Below are 24273 nucleotides of genomic sequence, written 5' to 3'. Positions count from 1 at the left end.
TCCCCTCCTCGCGCGCCCTGCCGCCCTTCATGTCCACACCGCCGACCCTGCCCGCTTCAGCCCCCGCGACTCCTTCGGCACGCTCGCTGACCGTGATGCTGTGGATCGTGGCCACCGGTTTCTTCATGCAAACCCTGGACTCGACCATCGTCAACACGGCGCTGCCGGCAATGGCGACGAGCCTCGGCGAACTGCCGTTGCGGATGCAATCAGTGGTCATTGCCTATTCGCTGACCATGGCCGTGGCGATTCCCGTCTCCGGCTGGCTTGCGGACAAGCTCGGCACACGTCGCGTGTTTCTGAGCGCGATTCTCGTGTTTTCCATCGGGTCGCTGCTCTGCGCGAATGCGCACACCTTGAATCAATTGGTGGTCTACCGCATCGTGCAAGGCGTGGGCGGGGCGATGCTGTTGCCGGTCGGACGGCTCGCGGTGTTGCGTACTTTCCCGGCCGAGCGCTATTTGCCGGCACTTTCGTTCGTGGCGATTCCCGGTTTGATCGGACCGCTGATCGGGCCGACGCTCGGCGGCTGGCTCGTCAAGATCGCGTCATGGCATTGGATCTTCCTGATCAACGTGCCGGTGGGCATCATCGGCTGCATTGCGACGTTTATCTTCATGCCGGACAGCCGCAACGAGCACACCGGCAAGTTCGACATCAAAGGTTATCTGCTGCTGATTTTCGGCATGGTGGCCATTTCATTCGCACTGGACGGCCGCACCGAATTCGGCATTCAGCACGCCACCGTGCTCGTGCTGCTGATCCTGAGTCTCGCGTGTTTCGTTGCCTACGCGCTGCACGCCGTACGCGAGCCCTCACCGATTTTTTCCCTCGACCTGTTCAAGATTCACACTTTCAGCGTGGGACTGCTCGGCAACCTGTTCGCACGGATCGGCAGCGGCGCGATGCCTTATCTGATTCCTCTGCTATTGCAGGTGAGTCTCGGCTATAGCGCCTTCGAAGCCGGCATGATGATGTTGCCCGTTGCGGCCGCGGGCATGGCGGCCAAACGGCTCGTCACCAAACTCATCATCAAGTACAGCTACCGCAGCGTGCTGATCGTCAATACCGTGCTGGTTGGACTGACCATGGCAAGCTTCGCGCTGACCAGTGCGAGCCAACCGCTGTGGCTGCGCCTCGTGCAACTGGCATTTTTCGGCGGCGTAAATTCGATGCAGTTCACCGCAATGAACACGCTGACGCTCAAAGACCTCGGCACGGGCGGCGCAAGCAGCGGCAATAGCCTGTTTTCGCTCGTGCAAATGCTTTCGATGAGCCTCGGCGTGACAGTAGCGGGCGCCCTGCTCGCCACCTTCACCGGTTTGCTGCCGCGCGTAACCGCAGCCAACTCGTTGCCTGCGTTTCATGCCACGTTCCTGTGTGTCGGCATCATCACGGCGGGCTCGTCATGGATCTTTGCGCAGTTGTCGCCCGACATTCGCACGCCGGCGAAAAAGACCGATCCGTCGGAGCGGACTTGAGCCTGGTTTTCGACACGGCTTGCCGTGTCGAAACACGCTCGACGCCTTGGGTCGAACTCATACGCCGCACGACTGGCGCACGAGTGCCGCGCGATTTTGCCGACCCGCGACGGGGCGCGAACCGCACCAGCAAAGTGCGAATCTTCACGTGCAATCCCTCGCTGGCGCACAATCGTCTTAACTTCGGTCACAACGATGCCTCGGGCCGAGCTTTTCGCTCGCGCATAGTTCTTGCTCGCCTATCCTGTAAACTGACGTTTTGCGCGTGCGAAATTCTTGCCGCTTACGTTCTTGCCTGACAGGTGTTCAGGCAGGTGGCACTGGCAACGCGCTGACACATTCACACGACTGACATGATGAGCATGATCGAACTCGATCCTCCCGGCTTCCAGCCGCCTCGCCCGATGGCTGGCGACGAAGGCTCACGGCGCACCGTTCTGTACGGCGGGTACACCGTGTTCAGCGTGTTTCAGCCCGTTTTTTCCGTGTCGCACCGGCGCGCGATCGGCTACCACGCCTCGCTGCGCGCGCGCGACGAACACGGCCAGCAAGTGCCTTCGCACGAAGTATTCACGCAAGCAGCACGACGCGGCGATCTTCTCGAACTCGGCCGGCTTGCCGAATCACTGCACCTCGGCAACTTCAACGCATTCGACAGCCACGACGAATGGCTTTTCCTCAGCCTGCACCCCGCCGCGCTGATGGACACCAGTTACGGTGACGCACTGCTCGCCGGCCTCAAAGCCCTCGGCCTGCCGCCGCAACGCGTGGTGCTCGAGGTGTCCGAGCAGGCCGGCGGCGAGACCACCCGTTTTGCCGAGATCATCGACGCGCTGCGTAAATCAGGCTTCCTGATCGCGCTGGACGGCTTCGGCGCCAAGCACTCGAACATCGACCGCGTGTGGAACCTGCGGCCCGACATCGTGACGCTCGACCGCTGCATCCTTGCGCAAGCGAGCGAGCATTCCCACATTGAACGCGTGCTGCCAGGCCTAGTTTCGCTGCTGCACGAATCCGGTCAGCTCGTGCTGATGGGCGGACTCACCACCGAACGCGATGCGCTGATCGCCCTCGAATGCAACGTGGACTTTGTCCAGGGCGCATTCTTCGCAGGCCCGAGCGTCGATCCGGTGAAGCCGCAAGTTGCAGCCAGCCTGATGGACTCGCTCTCCGCCGCGCTGCGTGAACGCGTAGCAACACGTGAGCGCGCACAATCGACCCGCCTCGCACCGTACGTCAAAGCGTTGGAAACCGCAGCGGCACAACTCGTTGCCGGTGAATCGGTTTCGCAGGCAACCGCGCCCTTGCTTACGCTCGGCGAAACCGCTCGTTGCTTCGTGCTCGACGGTTCAGGCCGCCAGATCGGCGACAACGTGCTCCCACCCGGCCGAGCCTCGCAGCGCGCAAAACGCTTCCGCCCGCTGCTGCATTCCGAAGGCGCAAGCTGGGAACGACGGCCCTATTTCATCCAGGCGATGCGCGTGCCGGGCCAGGTCCATCTCACGCCGCCCTATCTCTCGATTAACGAAGCACACCTTTGTGTAACGGCCTCGATCGCCGCTCACACGCCGCACGGCACCCAGGTGCTCTGCGTGGACATCAACTGGGAAGTTGCGGCGCATCGTAGCTGAGGATTCGCGGACGCAGCCTGAGCGTATTGACCACGCGCTTGGCGCTACCGTGCCAGCCGTGTGAATCAGCGCGCTCGACCCGCATGGATCAGACCATGACCGCCAACTGCCCGAGCGCAACAGTGGCAGGTGCGGCAGCTGTAGTAGCGACGCAAGTCATGGCGGCGACGGAACCGGAATTCCGCTGAATTCGCTCCAGCAACTGCGTGACCGCCGCGCGACCGACCGCACGATTGGTTGCACGCAGACTGGCTGCATTGGTGACGGCCCGCAACTGCACGATTCTCGCAGCTTCGTCTGTGGACACGTCGATCACCCCGACCACCGAACCTTCGCAGAGCAAAGCGACGCACTTTGCTCCCTCGACGGACACCACCTCCACATAACTCACCTGCTCCGCAAGCGAGGTGACCGCTTCCACCCAGCCGGCAGACGTGGCCGCCTGCGCCGCTACCGGTGCGTCGCTGACGATTTGCGGCGTGTCGCTGAACAGCCTGAGCAAACCAGCGCGATCCTGCTCCTCCAGCGCCGTGCGAAGTCGTTCTACGATCCGCGCGTGGACAGCGGGGTCCGGGCGCTCCAATGGCGCACCCGCCCGCTGCAGACGCCCTTTGGCCCGATGCACGATCTGCCGGCATGCCGCCGGTGTGCGTTCGAGGATTGCCGCAATTTCCGCGTAATCGCAATCGAAAGCCTCGTGCAGCACGAATGCCGCGCGTTCGTCTGGTTTGAGCCGTTCGAGCAGCAGCATGACGCCGTAAGACATGTCGGCCGCCCGCAACGCCACCTCTTCCGCCGACGGTGCGACCTCGTCCACCCACGGCTCCGGCAGCCAGCCCGAAGCCTGCGACGCGCGTTCGCGCTGAACGTGCCGCAGGCGGTCTATCGCCGTGCGAGTGGTGAGTGTGGTGAGCCACGCCACCGGGGTCTGTACCGCGGCGGTGTCGGCGAAATGCCACTTGAGCCAGACGTCCTGCACCACGTCTTCTGCTTCTGCGCGGCTACCGAGCATGCGGTACGCGAGTGCAAGCAGCCGGGCGCGCACGCCCTCGAAACTGGATGCCTTGTTGTTTCCTTGTTCCCGCATGCGTGGTCCTCCAGTTCTTGCGTGGTGAAAGGCGCAAAGCTTAAAAAAGCTCGTACGCCGGTAAGCTCAGTATGCGCCTGCGCATTCAATTTGCGCGAGCCGGGCATCTTGTTCGTTTGACGCATCAGGGCCCGACGATGTGACAGCTTGCGAAAAAAATATTCGTGTCACGCAACCGCCTTTGCCGACGTCATAAGGGATGAAAACGGCGCAACGGCATGTCGACTCTGAACATGCGCGATGGGCCGGAAATTTCAGCAACCCTTTGGCTCAAAGGAAAAATATGCGCCTCTCCTATCCGTCAGTCACGGCCCTCGGGCTCGTGCCCACCGTGATCGAACAATCCGGCCGCGGCGAGCGCGCCTACGATATTTACTCCCGCTTGCTGCGCGAACGTATCGTGTTTCTGGTCGGCCCGGTCAATGACCAGTCTGCCAGTTTGATCGTTGCGCAATTGCTGTTTCTGGAGTCGGAGAATCCCGACAAAGACATTTCTTTCTATATCAATTCGCCGGGCGGCTCCGTGTACGACGGCCTCGCAATCTACGACACCATGCAGTTCATCAAACCGGAGGTGTCGACCTTGTGCACGGGATTCGCGGCGAGCATGGGCACGTTTCTGCTCACGGCAGGCCAGCGCGGCAAACGCTACGCACTGCCGAACGCGCGCATCATGATCCACCAACCCTCGGGCGGCAGTCAGGGCACGGCCGCGGACGTCGAGATACAGGCAAAAGAGGTCATCTATCTGCGTGGAAGGCTCAATGCCATGATGGCGGAACGCACCGGCCGCACGGTCGAGGAAATCGAGCGCGACACCGACCGTGACAACTTCATGTCCGCCCAGGCCGCGAAAGACTATGGGCTCGTTGACGAAGTGCTGGAAACACGCACGGCGCTCGGAGGGCTCACACGGCACAACGATATGTAGCGGCCCACACCGCAGCAACCTTGGCCGTTTGCCCGATCCGTCGGTCGATCCGTCGGTTGAGCCAGCGCGCCGAAAAATACGCCGAAGGCACAAAAGCTGATCCGCTTCGCAGGAATCGCTATCATGGTCGCGATTCGTCGAGTCCGACGATCGCTTCAATGGAGATAACCATGGCGTCATCCAACGAAACTGTCAGCATGGCGCTATTTTGCGACTTCGAGAACGTTGCGCTCGGTGTGCGCGATGCGAAGTACGACAAGTTCGATATCAAACTCGTCCTCGAAAGATTGCTGCTCAAAGGCAGCATCGTCGTGAAAAAGGCGTATTGCGACTGGGATCGCTACAAGAGTTTCAAAGGCGCGATGCACGAGGCCAATTTCGAATTGATCGAAATTCCGCACGTGCGCCAATCGGGCAAGAATTCGGCCGACATCCGGCTCGTGGTCGACGCGCTCGACCTCTGTTACACGAAATCGCACGTCAACACGTTCGTGATCATCAGCGGCGACTCGGATTTCTCGCCGCTCGTGTCGAAGCTGCGAGAAAACGCCAAGCAGGTGATCGGTGTCGGCGTGCAGCAATCCACGTCCGATCTCCTGATCGCGAATTGCGACGAGTTTTTCTTTTACGACGACCTGGTGCGCGAGAGCCAGCGCACGGTTGCCAAACGCGAAGCTGCGCGTCCGCAGCAGAACGCGCAGCCTGCCGCCAAACGCACGCCGGACGAAGAGAAATCGCGCAACAAGGAAGACCTCGAAAAACGTCGTACCAAGGCGGTAGAGATTGCCGTGCAAACGTTCGACGCCCTCGCCTCCGAGCGCGGCGATAGCGGCAAGATCTGGGCGTCAGTGCTGAAGAACGCCATCAAGCGCCGTAAGCCGGATTTCAACGAGACGTACTACGGCTTCCGCGCTTTCGGCAATCTGCTGGAAGAAGCGCAGGCTCGCGGTCTGCTGGAGTTCGGTCGCGACGAGAAGTCCGGTGCGTACGTGTACCGGAGCACCGGCGCGAACGTAGCGAGCGAAAGCGCGAACGAGCGGATCGACGCGTCCGAATCGGCGGAACAGACCTACGAGGCGCAAGTTGCCGAGACGGTCATCGCGGAATCGGGTGGCAAGCATGAATCGCGTCGCAACCGCGGACGTGGCAATCGCAAACCGGGTCGCGGCCAGCAGGAGCCGGCGGCGGAAGAACGCGCGGCGCCGGAGCAGACTGTTCAAGCCCAGCTTCACGGCAATGAAGAACAAACGTGGACCCACGACGTCCAGGAACACGTTTTTGCGCAACCTGACCCGGACTGGGCCGAACCGGAAACGGTCTTCGCGGAGCCGACGGTCACGCGGGAAGTCGAGCGTACCGTCGAGCCGGCCGTCGTGAACGACGAGCAGCCCAACGAGGCGAACGATAAACCGTCCAAGCGCAGCAAGGCTCGCACACCACGTAAGACGGCCGCGAAAAAAGCCAACAAGGTGAAAAAGTCGACGCCGCGAACGGCTGATGACGCTCCCGACATCGCTGCGCCAGCCGAAGGGTCATCGGCGTCTGTCAGCGAGGAAGGCGCGCCTGCTGCTGCGAAGAAAGCTGCGCGCAAGGCCGCACCGAGAAGCCGTCGTCCGCGCAAGGCAAGCCCAGCGGCCGCCTCGGGTGAGACCGAGTAAGCCTGATGCCTGGTGTTTCCGGATCGGCCAGGTCGGCTCGATCCGGAAACGCAGGACGATGTGTTTACCGCAGTCCGAAGACCGCGACGCCATTGGTCGCGCCAACATAGACCTTGCCGCGCGCGATCATCGGCGTGATGAACTTGTTGCCCGCGCCCCATTGATCGCGCGTGCCAGCCTGGTTGCTGTTGTAAAGCTCGCGGGACAGATTGCTCGCGTCATACGCGTGCAAGGCGCCGACCGTGCCGTTTTCGGCAGCCCAGACAATGCCGTTGCTCGTACCGTTGGCCGAGACGGCCGGCGTCGCGCCCGGATAGACGAAGGTGGTCGGGCTCTTGCTCGCGGCGGTGGTGGCGAACATCGCCGACGTCACCGGTAGCGCCTTCAGGTTGTCGTTGATACCGCCGTAGTAGACCGTGCCGTTGAAGTAAGCCGGCGATCCCCAGATGCCGCCTGCCAGCGTGCCGGTCAGCACCTGCCAGTTGTTGTTGGAAGTCGGGTTGAATTTGCCCATCGAATCGCGATCGACCACGTAGATGAGGTTGTCTTTACCGGCGGCAACGGCCAGATGCTTGACCGTACCGCTCGCCGTTGTCTGATCGGGCAGCAGCATGACGCCGCCCGAGCCGAAGTCGCCGTCCACGTTAGCTTCCTGCACGACGTTGTACATCGCGAAGTAGTCGGTCACCTGGAGGTTGCCGGTCGAAAGCTTCATCAGCGAATTGCCGAAGTCGCCGTCGACAGGAAAACCTTGCGCGTTCAGCGTCGTGCCGAACGTGCCGTTACCGTCGACCACGTAGAGCGACGTGCCGTCCGAGGCCATGCCCGAACCCGCCATCCAGATGGAGCCCTGGCTGCCATTGGGCGTGATATTGAGCACGCTGGTCTGCTTCAGCGTGTCCGCGCTGTAGGCCATCAGCCAGCCCGTGTATGCGCCCGACATGCAATGCGCGGTCCAGCCCATGTAGATGTTGCCGTTGACCAGCGTCAGCGCCGCGCGTTCGGTGTGTAAGGAGGGATTGAAGGTCTGAACGCCGTTCACGCTGCCCGAGCCATTGCCCGGAAAGGTGGCGGCAATCTCGGTCGGTCCGCCGAGCACCTCGGCGCCGGTCGCCAGATCGAGTGCGTGCAGCCGGTGATGGTAGCCGCCGCTGCTGTCCTTCGTCATCGCTACCGCGTACAGCACGCCGTTGGTGCCGCGATTGCGATCGATCACCGGCGTCGACGTAATGCCGATCTCGGGCATGATGTCCTGGCAACTATGCGGATCGCTCGTCGTCTCGCCGCTGCCGTTCAGGGAAACTTGCCACAAGGGCACGAAGGTCGAGGCGTCGTAGGCGTAGACGCTATTGTGTTCCGTGGCCACGTAGACCACGTCGTGAAGCGTGCCGCCTATCGAAAGACTGGTGACGAAGAGAGGCTGCGCGTCGACTTTGCCGTCGGCGGCAAGGAAGGCCAGTTTGCCGAAAGTCGTGGAGTTGACGTTGGCGAGCGTGAGCGACGTTTCGGCAAGCATCTGCCCGGTGCGGCCGAGGTCGTTGTGATGCATCAGAACGTCGGTGGCGAAAGCGATGGCCGGCGTGGTCGTGCTGCCCGAACCTGAGCCGCCGCTGGTCGTGCCCGTGGTCGTGCCACCCGACCCTGAACCGGAACCCGAGCCGGAACCGCTCGCACTGCCGCTGCCGGAGGTCGTCCCCGAAACGGTTCCGGACGCCCCGCCGGAGCCGCCGCCGCAAGACGCAAAACAGAATACGACCAGGCCAATCGCCACCGCTTCGCCCACGCGGGACCACTTGCTCTGCCCGGACGCGCCAGCGCCGCCTTGAGAGATCCGCATATCCGCCTCGCCTTGGTAACGATGCGACGCTCTTCTCAACGCACGTCGTGCGCTTCACGAAGTCACGTCGCGCCGCATGCGAGGAGTTCGCCAACGGCGTCCCCCGGATCGCGACACGCTCGATCCTGTTGCGGCAAACTAAACGTACGCTGTTTGTAACGTTATTTGCCGCCATCGTTTCGCGTCTCGCCGCCATATGTGAATGCTTCGTGACGGCGACGCCGATCCAGCGAATTTATTTCGCGGAACCGGCGAGGAAAACAGGTAAAAGGCTCGCTCAATAATACGGATACGGCGCATACATGACCGGCGGCGGCGCGACATAACGCGGCGGCGGGGCAACATAAACCGGCTGCGGCGCATAGACCGGCTGCGGGGCATAAACGGGCATTTGCGGCTGCGAAATGGTGTTGCCTTTCGATGTCATGCATTGCGCATAAGCAGCGTCGTAACGGCCTTGCAGGCTGTTCGCCGAGTATTGCGCGCCGTTCGCGCCCGCAGCGCCGCCGAGCAGCAAACCGCTGCCCGCGCCGATCGCCGCGCCAGCGCCGGGATTGCCGGCAGCCGCGCCGATCAATGCGCCGACGGCCGCGCCGCCGAGCGTGCCCACGGCCGCGCTGTTCACGCTGTTGTTCGTTGCGGCTTGCGAAGCACCCGCGACATCGCTGGAATGGAACGCGTAGTCGCGACAGGCGTAGTCGTCCTGCTGGAACTGATTGAGCGGTTCGCCGGCGCGCGGCAGTGCGACGATGCTTGGGCCGCTTGGCGGCATGACCGCGCAGCCGCCGAGTAGCGCCAGCGCCACGGCGCCGACAGGTATCGCGATCCGAACGGGGTTGATGCTTGAGATCATGTTGGCGCTGATTCGTTGATATTGGAACCCAACGTTAGGCCAATCCGCGCGACACCTGGTTACGACTTCGTTACCGGATGTTTTTCTCTTAATAATTGCGCCCCACGCACACGGCTTTCCGCGCAACGGCAGTATCCGCCGTTACTAACTGTGACAAACACATGGCACGGCGCTTTCGATCGGACACGATCTTACGGATCACGAACTGTCCTGAGCGTGGATGCAAAAAAGCCCTCCAAGGAGGGCTTTTCGACAAGCTTGCGTGATGCCGAGAATTACGCGAAGTTCTTCGACGCGAATTCCCAGTTGACGATGTTCCAGTACGCTTCGACGAACTTCGGACGCGCATTGCGGTAATCGATGTAGTACGCGTGTTCCCACACGTCGATCGTCAGCAGTGCTTTTGCGTCGGTGGTCAGCGGCGTTGCAGCGTTGCTCGTCGACACGAGGTCGAGCGAACCGTCGGCCTTCTTCACCAGCCATGCCCAACCCGAGCCGAACGTGCCGACTGCGGTCTTGGCGAATTCTTCCTTGAACTTGTCGAAAGAACCCCACTTGGCGTTGATTGCGTCTGCCAGTGCACCGGTCGGTGCACCGCCACCTTGCGGCGACAGGCTATTCCAGAAGAACGTGTGATTCCACACTTGTGCTGCGTTGTTGAAGACGCCGCCCGATGCCTTCTTGACGATTTCTTCGAGCGACAGGTTTTCGAACTCCGTGCCCTTGATCAGATTGTTCAGGTTGGTGACATAGGTCTGGTGGTGCTTGCCATAGTGATACTCGAGCGTCTCTTCCGACATGTTCGGAACGAGAGCGTTTTTCGCGAACGGCAGCGGCGGGAGCGTATGTTCCATGGTGCTTTCCTTCTATCTGTATCTGTTGTGGGGGAGTCTGCGGATAACGCTTTAGAGCACTCGATTGTAGGCGAGTTGGAATAACCCCGCAAACGAGCGGACTTTATGTCCGGCATGGCAAAAGCGCTACGCAGCGCGTGCGAAACAATCGTTCCGCACGCGCCGTGCCTGGTCGGCCGAGGCCGGCAAAGTATGTCGGTGAAGTGTCAGAAACCGTCGGTCAGACGCGCTTGCACGTCGGCCAGCGCGATGTCCGCGGCGCCGTCCGCGAGATGCACCGTCAGACGCTTGCCCGGTTTCAATGCAGACGGCGAACGCACGGCGCGGCCGTTTTGCGCGTCGAGCACGGCGGCATAGCCGCGCTCCAGCGTGCGCTGCGGACTCAACACTTCGAGCCTCGCATGCAGGTTCGCCATTCGTGCGCTCTGGCGCTCGTGCTGACGCAACAGTGCTGCGTCCAGACGTTGCGTCAGATTGTCGAGCTTCGTGCGATGCGCGGCGAGATCCGGATGCCACCGCTGCCAGCGCATCTGCAGCAGCGAAAAACGCGCTCGCGCGTCGCGCACCGGACGCGCACCGGCGGAGGCCAGTCGCACGTGCAACTGCTGCAAGTGCGTGCGTTGCCGCGCCAGGCGCTCGGCTGGCGACACGAGCCGCCGGGCCAGCCAGTCGAGTTGCTGTGCGCGCCGCTCCATCATGCGGTCAAAACCGCGGGCAAGCGTGGCGTGTCGTTGATCGAGTTCGCGCAGCAACAGCACGCGTTGCGGGCTGACGAGTTCGGCGGCACCTGTTGGCGTCGGGGCGCGCACGTCGGCGGCAAAGTCGGCGATCGTGAAATCGGTTTCGTGACCCACCCCGCTGACGACCGGCACAGCGCTCTCCGCGATCGCGCGCGCCAGGACCTCTTCGTTGAACGCCCACAGGTCTTCGATCGACCCGCCGCCGCGGCACACGATCAACACATCCACTTCACGCCGCGCGTTGGCGGCGTCGACCATGGCAGCGAGTTTCGCGCTGACGCCCACGCCCTGCACCGGCGCGGGATAGACGATCACGGGAATATGCGGCGCGCGGCGCGACAAGGTGGTCAGGACATCGCGCAAGGCCGCGGCCTGCAACGAAGTCACGATACCGATTGCGCGCGGATGAGCCGGCAAGGCCCGCTTGCGCTCGGCGGCGAACAGGCCTTCGGCTTCGAGTTGCGCCTTGAGTCGCAGAAAGGCTTCGTAAAGACGGCCCTGCCCGGTTCTGCGCACGGCTTCCACGTTCAGTTGCAGTTCGCCGCGCGGCTCGTACATCGTCACCAGCGCCCGCACTTCGATACGGTCGCCTTCGCGCGGCGTGAATTCGGCGTATTGCGCGCGACCCCGGAACATGACGCAGCGCATCTGCGCTTGCGCGTCCTTGATCGAAAAATACCAGTGACCGCTCGCGGCGCGCGTGAAGTTGGACACTTCCCCGGCCACCCAGACGAGAGGAAACGAGCGCTCGAGCATCGTGCCGATCGCGCGATTGAGCGCGGAAACCGGAACGACGACGTCGCCGCCGGCCGTGGCCGACGAAGCAAATGGACTATCGGGATTCATGCGAGGAATATCTGTGACTGGCCGGACAGACGATAGACCGACTGGCCATCGGCGTCCAGCGCGTCAGAGGAATTGTTAAAAGTGTCCACATGGCGGGACTCGCTAGACGAATACCGCCAGATCGTCCGCCAAACCACGAAAATTCGAAGCATGTCGTTGATTTATATGGAGTTTATATCTTGTTAAAAAGAACGATTGTCGATTGAAAGCGCATCGAACGGCCCTCTCGGGGCGTTGGAAGGCAGGTTCTCCACAAAGTTATCCACAGCTTGTTTTAATCGTCTGATCTGTTCTGGCGGAAGGCTGCCAAAGCCACGCGACTTGCCGGGCGCGACGCGTGCGCGCTAGAGTGGCGGGTTACACGCTGCGCCGGAAGTCACCGCGCGCGCCGTCGTTGCGGCACACTGCTCGACGGCGGCCGCGCCTTGCGCCGCTCGCTTCGCCTCACCTTTTCGATCGCCCGGAGAACCGCGTTGATGCTTGCCCCGCGTTTCGCGTCCCACGTTTTTTACCTCGCCGCTGCTGGCGTGCCACTCGTTGCGGCGGTCGGCGCATGAGTGAACTCAGCGACCGTATCGAAGCCCGCTTTACCCGCGAATGGCAGCAACGCGGCCCGCTTGCCTGGGCGCTCACGCCTTTCGCCTGCGTGTTCGGCGCGATTGCCGCCGCCCGCCGCACGGCGTTCGCGCTCGGCTGGATGAAGTCCGTGCGCGTCGGTGTGCCGGTGGTGGTGGTGGGCAACGTGACCGTCGGCGGCACCGGCAAGACGCCGACCGTCATTGCGCTAGTCGAAGCCTTGCGCGCGGCCGGTTTTACTCCCGGCATCGTGTCGCGCGGCTACGGCGCGCGCGTCAGAACGCCGACGCCGGTCACGCCCGGCTCCGCGGCCAGTGTCGGCGGCGACGAACCGCTGCTGATCGCGCGACGCACCGGCGCGCCGATCTGGGTGTGCCCGGACCGCGTCGCGGCGGCGCAGGCGCTGTGCGCCGCGCATCGTGACGTCGACGTGATCGTCAGCGACGACGGCTTGCAGCATTACCGGCTCGCGCGCGACGCCGAACTGGTGGTGTTCGATCACCGGCTCGGCGGCAATGGCTTCCTGCTGCCCGCCGGACCGCTGCGCGAGCCGCTATCGCGGCGTCGCGACGCAACGCTGATCAACGATCCTTACGCGCGCACCCTGCCCGCCTGGCCGAACACCTTCGCGCTGAAACTCGCGCCCGCCGACGCCTGGCATCTCGACAACCCCGGCCTGCGCCGCCCGCTCGCGCAGTTCAGCGGCGACCGCGTGCTCGCGGCAGCCGGCATCGGCGCGCCCGAACGCTTCTTCGCGACGCTGCGCGCGGCCGGTCTCACGCCCGCTACCCGCGCGTTGCCGGATCACTACGCGTACGAGCGCAATCCATTTACGGATGTCGACGCAGACGCGATCCTGATTACGGAAAAGGATGCGGTAAAATTAGGGTCCTGGCACGATGCGCGCATCTGGGTGGTCCCGGTCGAAGCCGCGCTCGATCATCGCCTCATTGCATTAGTTGTGGAGAAAGTACGTGGACGCTCGCCTGCTTGAAATTCTCGTCTGCCCGATCTGCAAGGGCCCGCTCAGCTACGACCGTTCCGCTCAGGAATTGATCTGCAACGCCGACAAACTCGCGTACCCGATTCGCGACGGCATTCCCGTCATGCTCGTGGACGAAGCGCGTCAAACGGTGGAAGGCACGCCGGTCGATCTGAATCCGGGTTCGGTTGCCTGAGTTCGCCGGGTCGGTGCGGCAGCGGTTGGTTCACTGCGCCTGATCCGCTGAAGATGGCCGGCCGGGTTTTTTCGGTCCCGTTTTCCAGCCGGTCTCCGGTCTTTCAAGCTTTCTGTCCGCGCTCGCATCGGCTTCGCAAGCGCCCTCTCCGGGTTCAGTCGCCGCCCGTTCTTCGCCCGTACTTCCGATGACTCACGCTCAAGCCACTTCTCCCTCGTTCGTCGCCGTCGTGCCGGCCCGGCTCGCTTCGACGCGTCTGCCCAACAAGCCGCTCGCGGACATCGGCGGCAAGCCGATGGTGGTGCGCGTCGCCGAGCGCGCGCGCGAATCGGGCGCGCAGCAGGTTCTCATCGCGTCCGACTCGCAGGCAGTGCTCGACGTGGCGCGCGATCATGGCTTCGAAGCCGTGCTGACTCGCGCCGATCATCCGTCGGGCACGGACCGTCTCGCCGAAGTGGCGGCACAGTTCGGCTGGAGCGACGATACGATCGTGGTCAACGTCCAGGGCGACGAACCGCTGATCGATCCGAAGCTCGTGTGCGGCGTTGCGTCGCACCTGGCGTCGAGCCATGGCTGCGCGATCGCGACCGCGGCGCATCCGATCACCGACCCGGCGGAAATCTTCAATCCGAACGTGGTGAAGGTCGTACTCGATGCGCGCAGCGTCGCGCTGTACTTTTCGCGCGCGCCGATTCCCTGGGCGCGCGACGCCTACCAGCCGCATTGGCCCAACGTCCCTGCAATGCCCGCGCCACCAGCGCCCGCCGTGGTCTACCGGCATATCGGGCTGTACGCGTATCGCGCGAAATTCCTGCGCTCGTATCCGGGTCTTGCCATTTCGCCGATCGAACAGGTCGAGGCGCTCGAACAGTTGCGCGCCATGTGGCATGGCGAGCGCATCGCCGTGCTCGTGACTCACGAGGCGCCGCTGCCGGGCGTCGACACACCCGCCGATCTGGCGCGCGTGCAGGCTTTATTCGGGTCTTGAGCGTAAAAACCCATGGCATAATCGGACGGTTGTGCGCGCCTCCCCTAGCAGGCGGGAGTCAGGGTTTGCACCCGGTCGCGTCGTCATCGTCTTGCAGCGCCGTCGGCATCGACGAGCAGCGCGAGATTCGAAACGACGGTCGATGCGGGTCCCTCGACGAATCGCGGGATGGCAGCAGCGCCACCAAAGAATTCACATAGATCTGGAGATATCACATGCGTTTGATCCTTTTGGGTGCGCCCGGCGCGGGTAAGGGCACTCAGGCAAACTTCATCAAGGAAAAGTTCGGCATTCCGCAAATTTCCACCGGTGACATGCTGCGCGCGGCCGTCAAGGCAGGCACGCCGCTCGGCATCGAAGCCAAGCGCTTCATGGACGCGGGCGAACTGGTCACGGACGAGCTGATCATCAACCTGGTTAAGGAACGTCTTCAACAGGCCGATTGCGCGAACGGTTATCTGTTCGACGGTTTTCCGCGCACCATTCCGCAAGCGGAAGCCATGAAGCAGGCCGGCGTCGCGATCGATTACGTGCTGGAAATCGACGTGCCGTTCGACGAGATCATCGTGCGTATGAGCGGCCGCCGCTCGCACGCAGCGTCGGGTCGCACGTACCACGTCAAGTTCAATCCGCCGAAAGTGGAAGGCGTTGACGACGTGACGGGCGAACCGCTGATCCAGCGCGACGACGACAAGGAAGAGACGGTCAAGAAGCGTCTGGAAGTGTACGAGGCGCAAACCAAGCCGCTGATCGAGTACTACAACACGTGGGCCACCAGCGGCGACGCATCGACTTCGCTGAAGGCGCCGCAATATCGCCGCATTTCGGGACTGGGCAGCGTCGACGAAATTCGCACGCGTGTGTTCGATGCGCTGAAGTAAGCGCGTCGCTTCGGCTCTGCTTCAGAAAACCCGCCCCTTCCGGCGGGTTTTTTATTGCGCGACCGGTATGCACGTCTCCCGGATTTCGCTTCCTTTCCGCATTGCAGCATAGCCGCTACAATCGATCATCGAAAAGATATTCGATCGAGACATTCCTGAATTGAAGTCAAGGAGAAGACATGGAGATTCGTGACAACATATTCCTGATCACCGGCGGTGCATCGGGACTCGGCGCGGCCACGGCGCGCCTGTTCGTGGAGAACGGCGGCAAGGTGGTACTGGCCGACCTGAATCAGGACGCGGGCGAAGCGCTGGCGAAAGAACTCGGCGGTGTGTTCGTCAAATGCGACGTTAGCCGCGAAGACGACGCCACGCAGGCAGTCGAAGCGGCCACGAAGCTCGGCACCTTGCGCGGCCTCGTCAATTGCGCGGGCGTCGCGCCCGCGGTGAAGACGGTCGGCAAAGACGGTCCGCATCCGCTCGACGCGTTCGCGCGCACCATCTCCATCAATCTGATCGGCACGTTCAACATGATCCGGCTGGCGGCTGCGGCGATGTCGAAGAACGAGCCGAACGGCTACGGCGAGCGCGGCGTGATCGTCAACACGGCGTCGGTCGCGGCCTACGACGGCCAGATCGGCCAGGCGGCTTACGCGGCATCGAAAGGCGGTGTGGTCGGCATGACGCTGCCGATCGCGCGCGACCTGTCGCGTAACGCGATTCGCGTGATGACCATTGCGCCCGGCATCTTCGAAACACCGATGTTGCTCGGCATGCCGCAAGAAGTGCAGGACGCGCTCGGCGCGATGGTGCCGTTCCCTCCGCGTCTCGGCAAACCCATCGAATACGCGATGCTGGCCAAGCAGATCTTCGACAATCCGATGCTCAATGGCGAAGTGATCCGTCTCGACGGCGCGATCCGCATGCAGCCGAAGTAACCTGCCGCATCTTTGCCAGCGCTCCGTACGGGCGCGCCAATAAAAAACGCCTGCGTGAAGTTCATCGCAGGCGTTTTCATTTTCAGTTTCAGCGCACTATTTCGTGGGCTCAGTCGTGGTCGTCGTGCTGGGTACGCTGACGCAACTCATGCAATTGCGACTCCACCACCGTTGCGTCTTCGGCATCCGGACGATCGCCGAGATAGCGTTCCAGATCTTCTAATGCGGGCCGCAGATAGTCGAGCCGCGCGTACGCAAAGCCGCGATCGCGCACTTCTTCGATGCTGTCGGGCAGCAAAATGACGAGCCGCTGCTGTACAGCGAGAAGCCGCTGCCAACGTTCTGTCTGAAGATACGTAGACTTTAGATTGCGCAACATGCGCGCGATAATTTCGCGCCGCGTGGCCGGTTGCAGCAGCATACGCAGCGCACGGCTGACGGAATCGCCCGCCGACGCCACGTACGGTTCCAGCATGTCCACCATTTCCGATTCCGACAGCGAATGGCCGCTGGTGGGATCGAGCATCACATCGCCGTCCGGCGTGGTGACGCGCAGCAGGAAGTGTCCGGGAAAGGACACGCCGCGCGCCGGCACGCCGATCTGCTCGGCCATTTCCAGGTACAGAACCGCCAGCGAAATCGGAATGCCGCGACGACGCTTGAGCACCGCGTTCAGGTGGCTGTTGTCGGGGTCGTAATAATCGTTGAGGTTGCTCGCAAAACCCAGTTCGCGGAAGAAGAACCGGTTCAGAATGCCGACCTTCTGCCGAATGTCGGCGTCGTCCGGCATGCGGCGCTGCAGACGCAAGACCAGTTCGTCGATCTCGGCCAGCGTAGCTTGCAGATCGAGGTCGGGGTAAGCGTCCTGCGCGAGCGAGAGCGCTGCTTCGGTGAGCGGCAGGCTGTCGTCTTCGGCGACGAGCGTGCTGAAATAGTCGAGAACTCTCGTCATCGTGATCACTTCACTCGCCTTTTGAAATACGCGTACTTGAAGCCCATCAGCCAAAGCATACCGAAATATAGCGCGGCGAACAGAACGAGGCACGCACCGAGCAATACGATGCGCTGCAAGGGCGCGTCGTGCATGCCGATCCAGTCGAAACTGATCGCCAGCCAGTGCATGACACCCGCCAGCACGAGACACGCGCCGAACAACTGTACGAAAAATTTGATCCAGCCTGCCGACGGCATATAGATGCCCCGCTTGCGCAAGCCGAGGAACAGCAACAGCGCGTTGACGCAAGCGCCGAGCCCGACGCTCAGCGTCAGACCGGCGTGCGCGAAGATCGGCACGAACACATAGTTGCTCAACTGCGTGACGACCAGCACGCCGATGCCGATCTTCACGGGCGTCTTGATGTCCTGTTTCGCGTAGAAACCGGGCGCAAGAATCTTGATGAGGATCAGGCCGATCAGCCCGATGCCGTACGCCGCGAGCGCCCGCCCCACCATCACCACCGAGTGAGCGTCGAACTTGCCGTAGTGGAACAGCGTGGCCGTGAGCGGCTCGGCGAAAAAGAACAGCGCAATCGCGCTCGGCGCGGCCAGCAGGAAAGTGACGCGCAGACCCCAGTCGAGCAGCGACGAATATTCGTGCGGATCGGCGTCGACGTGAGCCTTCGAGAGGCTCGGCAGCAGGATCGTGCCGAGCGCGACGCCGAGCAGCGCGGTCGGGAATTCCATCAGGCGGTCGGCGTAGTTGATCCACGAAACCGCGCCCGGCCCAATGCGCGACGCGATATTCGTGTTGATGATCAGGCTGATCTGCGCGACCGACACGGCGAACATGGCCGGCACCATTTTCGACAGCACGCGCTTCACGCCGCGATGCGCGAGCGCCTTGAGCGGATTCAGACCGATGCGCGGCAGCATGTCGATCTTTTTCAGGCCCGGCAACTGCACGATGAACTGCAGGACGCCACCGGCGATCACCGCCCACGCCAGCGCGTAGACAGGCGTCTGCAGGTGCGGCGCGACGAACACGGCCGCCGCGATGAACGACACGTTCAGCAGAACCGGCGCGAAGGCAGGCAGCGAGAAGTTCTTGTACGTGTTCAACACGCCGGACGCGAGCGACGTCAGCGAGATGAAGATGATGTACGGGAACATGATGCGCGTCATGGTGACCGCGAGCGCGTAGGCTTGTCCTTCGTGCGCCAGCCCCGACGCCACGATGAACACCACGCCGGACGCCCCGATCACGCCGATCACCGACAGGACGGCGAGCGCCCAGGCGAGCACGGTGGACGTGGCGTCGACGAGCGCCTTGGTGGCGTCGTGTCCTTGCTGGTTCTTGAACTCGGCGAGAATCGGCACGAAGGCCTGCGAGAACGCGCCTTCGGCGGAAATCCGGCGCAGCAGGTTGGGAATGCGGAAGGCGACGTAAAACGCGTCAGTGAATTGACTGGCACCGAACGCACGAGCGATCAGCGTTTCGCGGGCCAGTCCGGTCACGCGCGACAGCAGCGTGAAGCCGCTGACCGTCAGCAGGGCTCGGAATAGATTCATGGGGCGCTTATTATACGGGTGCCGCAAGTGCGGACGACGAGCCGGGACGCGAATCGGACCGATTTGCCGCGCAGACGTTCGATCCGATGCGAAGATCGACTGTCTTGCCGGCGCCATTTCCCATTTCTCGTTGCCACGTGCCTGATTTTGTTGCTATAATCGCCGGTTTCGAAGCTCGCTCAACTTTCGGACGGGATTCAGGTGCGGTTCAGGCTGGCGGCAAGCCACCTGCAAACACCCCCGAACAAGCCGGAATTCAGGCCCGCCTTCGCGTAGTTCGATCGATTATTTCGACACTTTTTGCGCTCTTGGGCAATCGCTTCCAAGAGTTCGATCTAAAGCAGCACCTCACCACTTGAAGGTCAGGTACTGGAAACAGGAACAGGATAAGGAACCGTCATGGCTAACTCCGCACAAGCACGTAAGCGCGCCCGCCAGGCCGCCAAGGCAAACTCGCACAACTCGGCACTGCGCTCGAAGTTCCGTACGGCTATCAAGGCTGTCCGCAAGGCGATCGACGCCGGCGACAAGGCTAAGGCCGCAGAAATCTTCCAGGCATCGTCGAAGACCATCGACATCATCGCCGACAAGAACATCGTTCACAAGAACAAGGCAGCTCGCCATAAGAGCCGTCTGGCTGCAGCCATCAAGGGTCTGCAAGCATCCGCAGCGCAGTAATTCCGGCGAGCCCGCTTCGGTGGGCTACCTCCTGTTTCCGCTGCATCAGAAAAGCTCGCTTCGGCGGGCTTTTTTGCTTGGATCAACAGGATCTGGACGCAGTCACAAAAAAACCCGCTTCGAGCGGGTTTTTCTTTGGTGGCCTGAACCGCCCCGACAACTCCGAACTACAAGATGTGACGCTTGGTTTGCAGCGGCGGAGCGTGCTCGAGTTGCAACTCACACGCTTCAGTGACGACGAGGTCGTTGTCTTTCGCGAAGTTGAGGACGAAATCGAAGGCCATCGGCTCGATGTCGCGCAAACGCGAATCGAGAATCACACACTTGAGATCGCCGATCATGGTGGGCCGCACATACAGCGAGTACTGCAGATACGCATTCGGCCCCTTGCCACCCGGACTGGGACCGAAACACGCCATCACGCCCGCGAGCCGCTCCGACCAGTCGCTCGGTCGAAATCTTTTTCCGCTCGACGTAATACCCTGAATGAAAAATTCGGTTGGAGCTGCTTCGGCCATGTAGAAATACCTGTGTGACTGCCCAACGGGGATGACGGCAAAGTCGACGGCAACGGGGCCTTGGGATGCCTGAACACGTGGATCATGCTCCCATGTCAGGCTGCGCCACCGAAACCGCGAGGGTGATGCGAACTGCCCCGGCGCTTACGGCGCTCGCATAACGGCGCACCGTGAAGATGCATTCAAGGTGCGCAAGCCATGTTCCGCAAGCGGAATACCGGCTTGCTGGGCTTTGGGATAACCCGTAGATTATAGCGCAGCGGACTTTTTTCCGCACTGCACACAAGCCTCCGTTGCACGTTGCGCAAGCCTTTCAGGCAGCTTGCCCGGCCTTTTGGCCGACTCGTCAAACGGGGCAAAATCCTTTATGCTGCATTGAGTTACCACAAACGACGGCGGCGCCGTCCGGCAATCCTGCCGGGTGAGACCGCCGTATTTGTTTCATGACCGCCAAGAAAATTCGCCACTATCTGCAGTTCAAGGATTTCTCGCTGGAAGATTACGAGTACGTACTGGAACGCGCGCGCATTCTGAAGCGCAAGTTCAAGAACTACGAGACCTACCATCCGCTGCACGACCGCACGCTCGCGATGATTTTCGAGAAAAACTCGACCCGCACGCGTCTGTCGTTCGAAGCCGGCATTTTCCAGCTGGGCGGCCATGCCGTATTCATGAGCACGCGCGACACGCAGCTCGGCCGCGGCGAACCGATCGAAGACGCAGCGCAAGTCATCTCGCGCATGGTCGACATCATCATGATCCGCACGTTCGGTCAGGACATCATCCAGCGCTTCGCCGAGAACTCGCGCGTGCCGGTGATCAACGGGCTGACCAACGAATATCACCCTTGCCAGGTGCTGGCGGACATTTTCACGTTCTTCGAGCACCGTGGCCCGATTCGCGACAAAACGGTCGCGTGGGTCGGCGACGCCAACAACATGCTCTACACGTGGATCGAAGCCGCGCAGATTCTCGGCTTCAAGCTGCGTCTGTCCACGCCGCCGGGATACAAGCTCGACCGCGCGATGGTCGCGGCCGAGAGCGCGCCCTTCTACGAAGAATTCGACGACCCGAACGAAGCCTGCGCCGGCGCCGACCTCGTCACCACCGACGTCTGGACGAGCATGGGCTTCGAGGCTGAAAACGAAGCGCGCAAGAAGGCCTTCGCCGACTGGTGCGTGGACGCCGACATGATGGCGCGCGCCAATCCGGACGCGCTCTTCATGCACTGCCTGCCGGCCCACCGCGGCGAAGAAGTCAGCGCCGAAGTGATCGACGGGCCGCAAAGCGTCGTGTGGGACGAAGCGGAAAACCGCCTGCACGTGCAGAAAGCGTTGATGGAGTATTTGCTGCTCGGCAAGCTGAATCACTGAGCAAGCCGCTGCGCAAGAGTTTTTGCAGCACTGCGTGAAGCGCGACGGGGCCTTGAATACGAGGCAAGGCATCCACGTTTAGCGCCGCGCAGCCGGCCGCGGTCCATGGTAGCGCCCGCGCTCGAAACGGACCCGGCTGTTCCGCCCGAAAGTCATCGCCCTCATCCCAAAAACGGGGGCGTCCGGCGGTTTAGTGTCAAAATAGTGGTTTTTCCGCGCCCGGAAGTGCCGGTGCGCCCTGTTTTCCCGCTTTTTCCAGCTACGAGTTCACCATGAGCGATATCAAGAAAGTCGTGCTCGCCTATTCGGGCGGCCTCGACACCTCCGTCATCCTGAAGTGGTTGCAGGACAACTACGACGCCGAAGTCGTCACGTTCACGGCCGACATCGGCCAGGGCGAAGAGCTGGAACCGGCGCGCAAGAAAGCCCTGCAACTCGGCATCAAGCAGGAAAACATCTTCATCGAAGACCTGCGTGAAGAATTCGTGCGCGACTACGTGTTCCCGATGTTCCGCGCCAACACGATCTACGAAGGCGAGTACCTGCTGGGCACGTCGATCGCCCGTCCGCTGATCGCCAAGCGTCAGATCGAAATCGCTCGCGCAACCGGCGCGCAAGCGGTCTCGCACGGCGCAACCGGCAAGGGCAACGATCAGGTTCGCTTCGAGCTCGGCTACTACGCACTGGAACCGGGCATCAAGGTGATCGCACCGTGGCGCGAATGGGACCTGCTGTCGCGTGAAAAGCTGCTCGCGTACGCGGAAAAGGCCGGCATTCCTATCGAAATGAAGCACAAGCAAGGCGGCGCGCCGTATTCGATGGACGCGAACCTGCTGCACATCTCGTTCGAAGGCCGTCACCTGGAAGACCCGAAAGCCGAAGCCGAAGCCGATATGTGGCGTTGGACGGTGTCGCCGGAAGCCGCGCCCGACCAGCCCGAATACCTGGACATCGAGTACGAACACGGCGATCCGGTTGCCATCAACGGCAAGCGCCTCTCGCCTGCTGAAATGCTGACCGAACTGAACCGCCTGGGCGGCAAGCACGGCATCGGCCGTCTGGATCTGGTGGAAAACCGCTACGTCGGCATGAAGTCGCGTGGCTGCTATGAAACGCCGGGCGGCACGATCATGCTGAAGGCGCACCGCGGCATCGAGTCGATCACGCTCGACCGTGAAGTGGCTCACCTGAAAGACGACCTGATGGCCCGTTACGCTTCGCTGATTTACAACGGCTACTGGTGGAGCCCGGAGCGTCGCGCAATCCAGGTGCTGATCGACCACACGCAGGAAAAGGTCAACGGCTGGGTGCGCGTGAAGCTCTACAAGGGCAGCGTCTCGGTGGTCGCACGCGATTCGAAGGAAACGCTGTTCGACAAGACCATCGCTACGTTCGACGACGACGGCGGCGCCTACAACCAGGCTGACGCTGGCGGCTTCATCAAGCTGAACGCACTGCGTATGCGGATCGCGGAAAACGCACGTCGCCAACGCGGCTAAGCGTTTTCGTCGATTCAGACGTAAAAAAGGCGCCGGGAGATTACTCCCGGCGCCTTTTTCATTGCGCGAATCAGGAACTCAAACCCGTCTCACAGACAAACGGGCTCCGCTTCCAGTTCTACGCCAAAGCGCGTCAGCACGTCCTGCTGAATGGCTCCGGCGAGCGCCAGAACGTCGCCGCCGCTTGCGCCGCCACGATTCACGAGCACCAGCGCCTGCCGCTCGTGCACCGCCGCCGCGCCGATCGAACGTCCCTTCCAGCCACACCGGTCGATCAGCCAGCCGGCCGCGAGCTTCACCCGTCCATCCTGCTGGACATACGAGACCAGCTCGGGCTCCTTCGCTTTCAGCGCCTCGAACTGGACCGCCTCCACCACCGGATTCTTGAAAAAACTGCCGGCGTTGCCCAACACCGCCGGATCGGGCAGCTTGGCGCGCCGCACCGCCACCACGGCGTCGAAGATGGCCTGCGCGTCCGGCTGCTGCGCGTGCGCTTCGCCGCGCGCGGCCAGCTCGCGCGCCAGGTCCGCGTAACCCGCTCGCGGCGTCCAGGCTTTAGGCAGACGGAAGGTCACGGACGTAATCACGTAACGGTCACGCCCTGCCCGCTTGAAAAAGCTGTCGCGGTAGCCGAACTGACAGGCCTCGGCGTCGAGTTCGACGACGGCGCCCGTCGCCAGCTCCACTGCACGCAGCGAGGCAAAGCGCTCGCACATTTCGAGTCCGTACGCGCCGATGTTCTGGATCGGCGCCGCGCCGACGGTGCCCGGAATGAGCGCAAGGTTCTCGAGACCAGGCAGCCCTTGCGACAAAGTCCACGCGACGAACTCATGCCACGGCTCGCCCGCCGCCGCTTCGACGTACCATGACTCGTCGTCTTCGCGCACGAGCTGGCGGCCGCGCAAGGCGACCAGCAGCACGAGTCCCGGGAAATCTCCGGTGAGTACGACGTTGCTGCCGCCGCCCAGCACGAGACGCGGCAGCGCCGCTGCACGCGGATCGCGCACGGCGGCCATGAGTTGCGCTTCATGCTCGACCCGGCACGCAAACTGCGCGCGAACGTCGAAGCCAAAGGTGTTGTGCGCCTTCAGCGGATAGCCGGCAATCAGGGCGGCAGATTCGGATTGGGACATCGGATTGAGAAAAATGAACAGGGCGAATGGATTCGCGAACGGACCGGCGCGAGGTACTCCGCGCCGGCGCCAGGCGACAATGCGC

Annotated in this window: 21 protein-coding genes; 12 read left to right on the top strand and 9 right to left on the bottom strand. The window is 62.4% G+C overall.

All coding sequences use genetic code 11. The annotated features are described in order from the left end of the window. The first annotated feature begins 29 nt into the window (after positions 1-29). On the top strand, positions 30-1481 hold the full coding sequence (gene mdtD / locus P3T18_RS28300; RefSeq protein WP_429303260.1) for a multidrug transporter subunit MdtD: 1452 nt from the start codon (positions 30-32) through the stop codon (positions 1479-1481). Between the two features lie 356 nt (positions 1482-1837). Then, the gene (locus P3T18_RS28295) at positions 1838-3112 is read left to right on the top strand and encodes an EAL domain-containing protein (protein ID WP_429303418.1); all 1275 of its coding nucleotides are present in this window, start codon (positions 1838-1840) and stop codon (positions 3110-3112) included. Positions 3113-3200: 88 nt separating this feature from the next. On the opposite strand, the gene P3T18_RS28290 is transcribed toward P3T18_RS28295, so the two are convergent. Next, the gene (locus tag P3T18_RS28290) at positions 3201-4199 is read right to left on the bottom strand and encodes a sigma-70 family RNA polymerase sigma factor (RefSeq protein ID WP_429303259.1); all 999 of its coding nucleotides are present in this window, start codon (positions 4197-4199) and stop codon (positions 3201-3203) included. A gap of 283 nt (positions 4200-4482) precedes the next feature. Here P3T18_RS28290 and clpP point away from each other — a divergent pair, with 283 nt between their 5' ends. Continuing rightward, on the top strand, positions 4483-5130 hold the full coding sequence (gene clpP / locus P3T18_RS28285) for an ATP-dependent Clp endopeptidase proteolytic subunit ClpP (RefSeq protein ID WP_429303258.1): 648 nt from the start codon (positions 4483-4485) through the stop codon (positions 5128-5130). Positions 5131-5300: 170 nt separating this feature from the next. Beyond that, positions 5301-6788: an NYN domain-containing protein gene (locus P3T18_RS28280; protein WP_429303257.1), complete on the top strand. Its 1488-nt coding sequence runs from the start codon at positions 5301-5303 to the stop codon at positions 6786-6788. Positions 6789-6852: 64 nt separating this feature from the next. Here P3T18_RS28280 and P3T18_RS28275 read toward each other — a convergent pair whose 3' ends face one another. The 4 genes from P3T18_RS28275 to xseA form a co-directional block, all read right to left on the bottom strand. Further along, on the bottom strand, positions 6853-8625 hold the full coding sequence (locus tag P3T18_RS28275; protein WP_429303256.1) for a pyrrolo-quinoline quinone: 1773 nt from the start codon (positions 8623-8625) through the stop codon (positions 6853-6855). Between the two features lie 277 nt (positions 8626-8902). After that, positions 8903-9478: a glycine zipper family protein gene (locus P3T18_RS28270; RefSeq protein WP_429303255.1), complete on the bottom strand. Its 576-nt coding sequence runs from the start codon at positions 9476-9478 to the stop codon at positions 8903-8905. A 275-nt stretch (positions 9479-9753) separates the two neighbouring features. Continuing rightward, positions 9754-10332: a superoxide dismutase [Fe] gene (gene sodB / locus P3T18_RS28265; protein ID WP_132373360.1), complete on the bottom strand. Its 579-nt coding sequence runs from the start codon at positions 10330-10332 to the stop codon at positions 9754-9756. Between the two features lie 206 nt (positions 10333-10538). Next, a complete protein-coding gene (gene xseA / locus P3T18_RS28260; protein ID WP_429303254.1) occupies positions 10539-11918 on the bottom strand; it encodes an exodeoxyribonuclease VII large subunit in 1380 nt (459 codons plus the stop codon). 553 nt (positions 11919-12471) lie between these two features. Between xseA and lpxK the strand changes: the two genes are divergently transcribed. The 5 genes from lpxK (at position 12472) to P3T18_RS28235 (ending at position 16479) form a co-directional block, all read left to right on the top strand. Further along, a complete protein-coding gene (gene lpxK / locus P3T18_RS28255; RefSeq protein ID WP_429303253.1) occupies positions 12472-13488 on the top strand; it encodes a tetraacyldisaccharide 4'-kinase in 1017 nt (338 codons plus the stop codon). Beyond that, entirely contained in the window at positions 13469-13672 is a 204-nt protein-coding gene (locus tag P3T18_RS28250) for a Trm112 family protein (RefSeq protein ID WP_006050060.1), read from the top strand. Before lpxK ends, P3T18_RS28250 begins: the two co-directional genes overlap by 20 nt. 187 nt (positions 13673-13859) lie before the next feature. Next, positions 13860-14660, top strand: a complete 801-nt coding sequence (gene kdsB / locus P3T18_RS28245) for a 3-deoxy-manno-octulosonate cytidylyltransferase (RefSeq protein ID WP_429303252.1) — start codon at positions 13860-13862, stop codon at positions 14658-14660. 215 nt (positions 14661-14875) lie between these two features. Beyond that, a complete protein-coding gene (gene adk / locus P3T18_RS28240; RefSeq protein ID WP_429303251.1) occupies positions 14876-15541 on the top strand; it encodes an adenylate kinase in 666 nt (221 codons plus the stop codon). A 179-nt stretch (positions 15542-15720) separates the two neighbouring features. Next, entirely contained in the window at positions 15721-16479 is a 759-nt protein-coding gene (locus P3T18_RS28235; protein ID WP_429303250.1) for a 3-hydroxyacyl-CoA dehydrogenase, read from the top strand. 109 nt (positions 16480-16588) lie between these two features. Here P3T18_RS28235 and P3T18_RS28230 read toward each other — a convergent pair whose 3' ends face one another. Both P3T18_RS28230 and murJ read right to left on the bottom strand, forming a co-directional pair. Next, a complete protein-coding gene (locus tag P3T18_RS28230; protein ID WP_429303249.1) occupies positions 16589-17431 on the bottom strand; it encodes a SirB1 family protein in 843 nt (280 codons plus the stop codon). Positions 17432-17436: 5 nt separating this feature from the next. Then, positions 17437-18987: a murein biosynthesis integral membrane protein MurJ gene (murJ, locus tag P3T18_RS28225; RefSeq protein WP_429303248.1), complete on the bottom strand. Its 1551-nt coding sequence runs from the start codon at positions 18985-18987 to the stop codon at positions 17437-17439. Positions 18988-19386: 399 nt separating this feature from the next. Between murJ and rpsT the strand changes: the two genes are divergently transcribed. After that, positions 19387-19665 carry a 30S ribosomal protein S20 gene (gene rpsT / locus P3T18_RS28220; protein ID WP_012434165.1) on the top strand — a complete coding sequence of 93 codons (279 nt, stop codon included), beginning with the start codon at positions 19387-19389 and terminating at the stop codon, positions 19663-19665. Positions 19666-19832: 167 nt separating this feature from the next. Here rpsT and P3T18_RS28215 read toward each other — a convergent pair whose 3' ends face one another. Next, positions 19833-20183 (bottom strand): DUF3579 domain-containing protein, encoded by a 351-nt coding sequence (locus P3T18_RS28215; RefSeq protein ID WP_429303247.1) that lies wholly within the window; start codon positions 20181-20183, stop codon positions 19833-19835. A 443-nt stretch (positions 20184-20626) separates the two neighbouring features. On the opposite strand from P3T18_RS28215, the gene argF reads away from it, so the two are divergent. Continuing rightward, positions 20627-21556: an ornithine carbamoyltransferase gene (gene argF, locus P3T18_RS28210; protein ID WP_429303246.1), complete on the top strand. Its 930-nt coding sequence runs from the start codon at positions 20627-20629 to the stop codon at positions 21554-21556. Positions 21557-21828: 272 nt separating this feature from the next. After that, positions 21829-23055 (top strand): argininosuccinate synthase, encoded by a 1227-nt coding sequence (locus tag P3T18_RS28205; protein ID WP_429303245.1) that lies wholly within the window; start codon positions 21829-21831, stop codon positions 23053-23055. An 89-nt stretch (positions 23056-23144) separates the two neighbouring features. On the opposite strand, the gene murB is transcribed toward P3T18_RS28205, so the two are convergent. Next, the gene (gene murB / locus P3T18_RS28200) at positions 23145-24188 is read right to left on the bottom strand and encodes a UDP-N-acetylmuramate dehydrogenase (RefSeq protein ID WP_429303244.1); all 1044 of its coding nucleotides are present in this window, start codon (positions 24186-24188) and stop codon (positions 23145-23147) included. Between the last annotated feature and the right edge of the window lie 85 nt (positions 24189-24273).

It is taken from the genome of Paraburkholderia sp. GAS199 (genome assembly GCF_050436585.1).
Taxonomy (GTDB): Bacteria; Pseudomonadota; Gammaproteobacteria; order Burkholderiales; family Burkholderiaceae; genus Paraburkholderia.
This window is presented reverse-complemented; position numbering and strand designations above follow the sequence as displayed.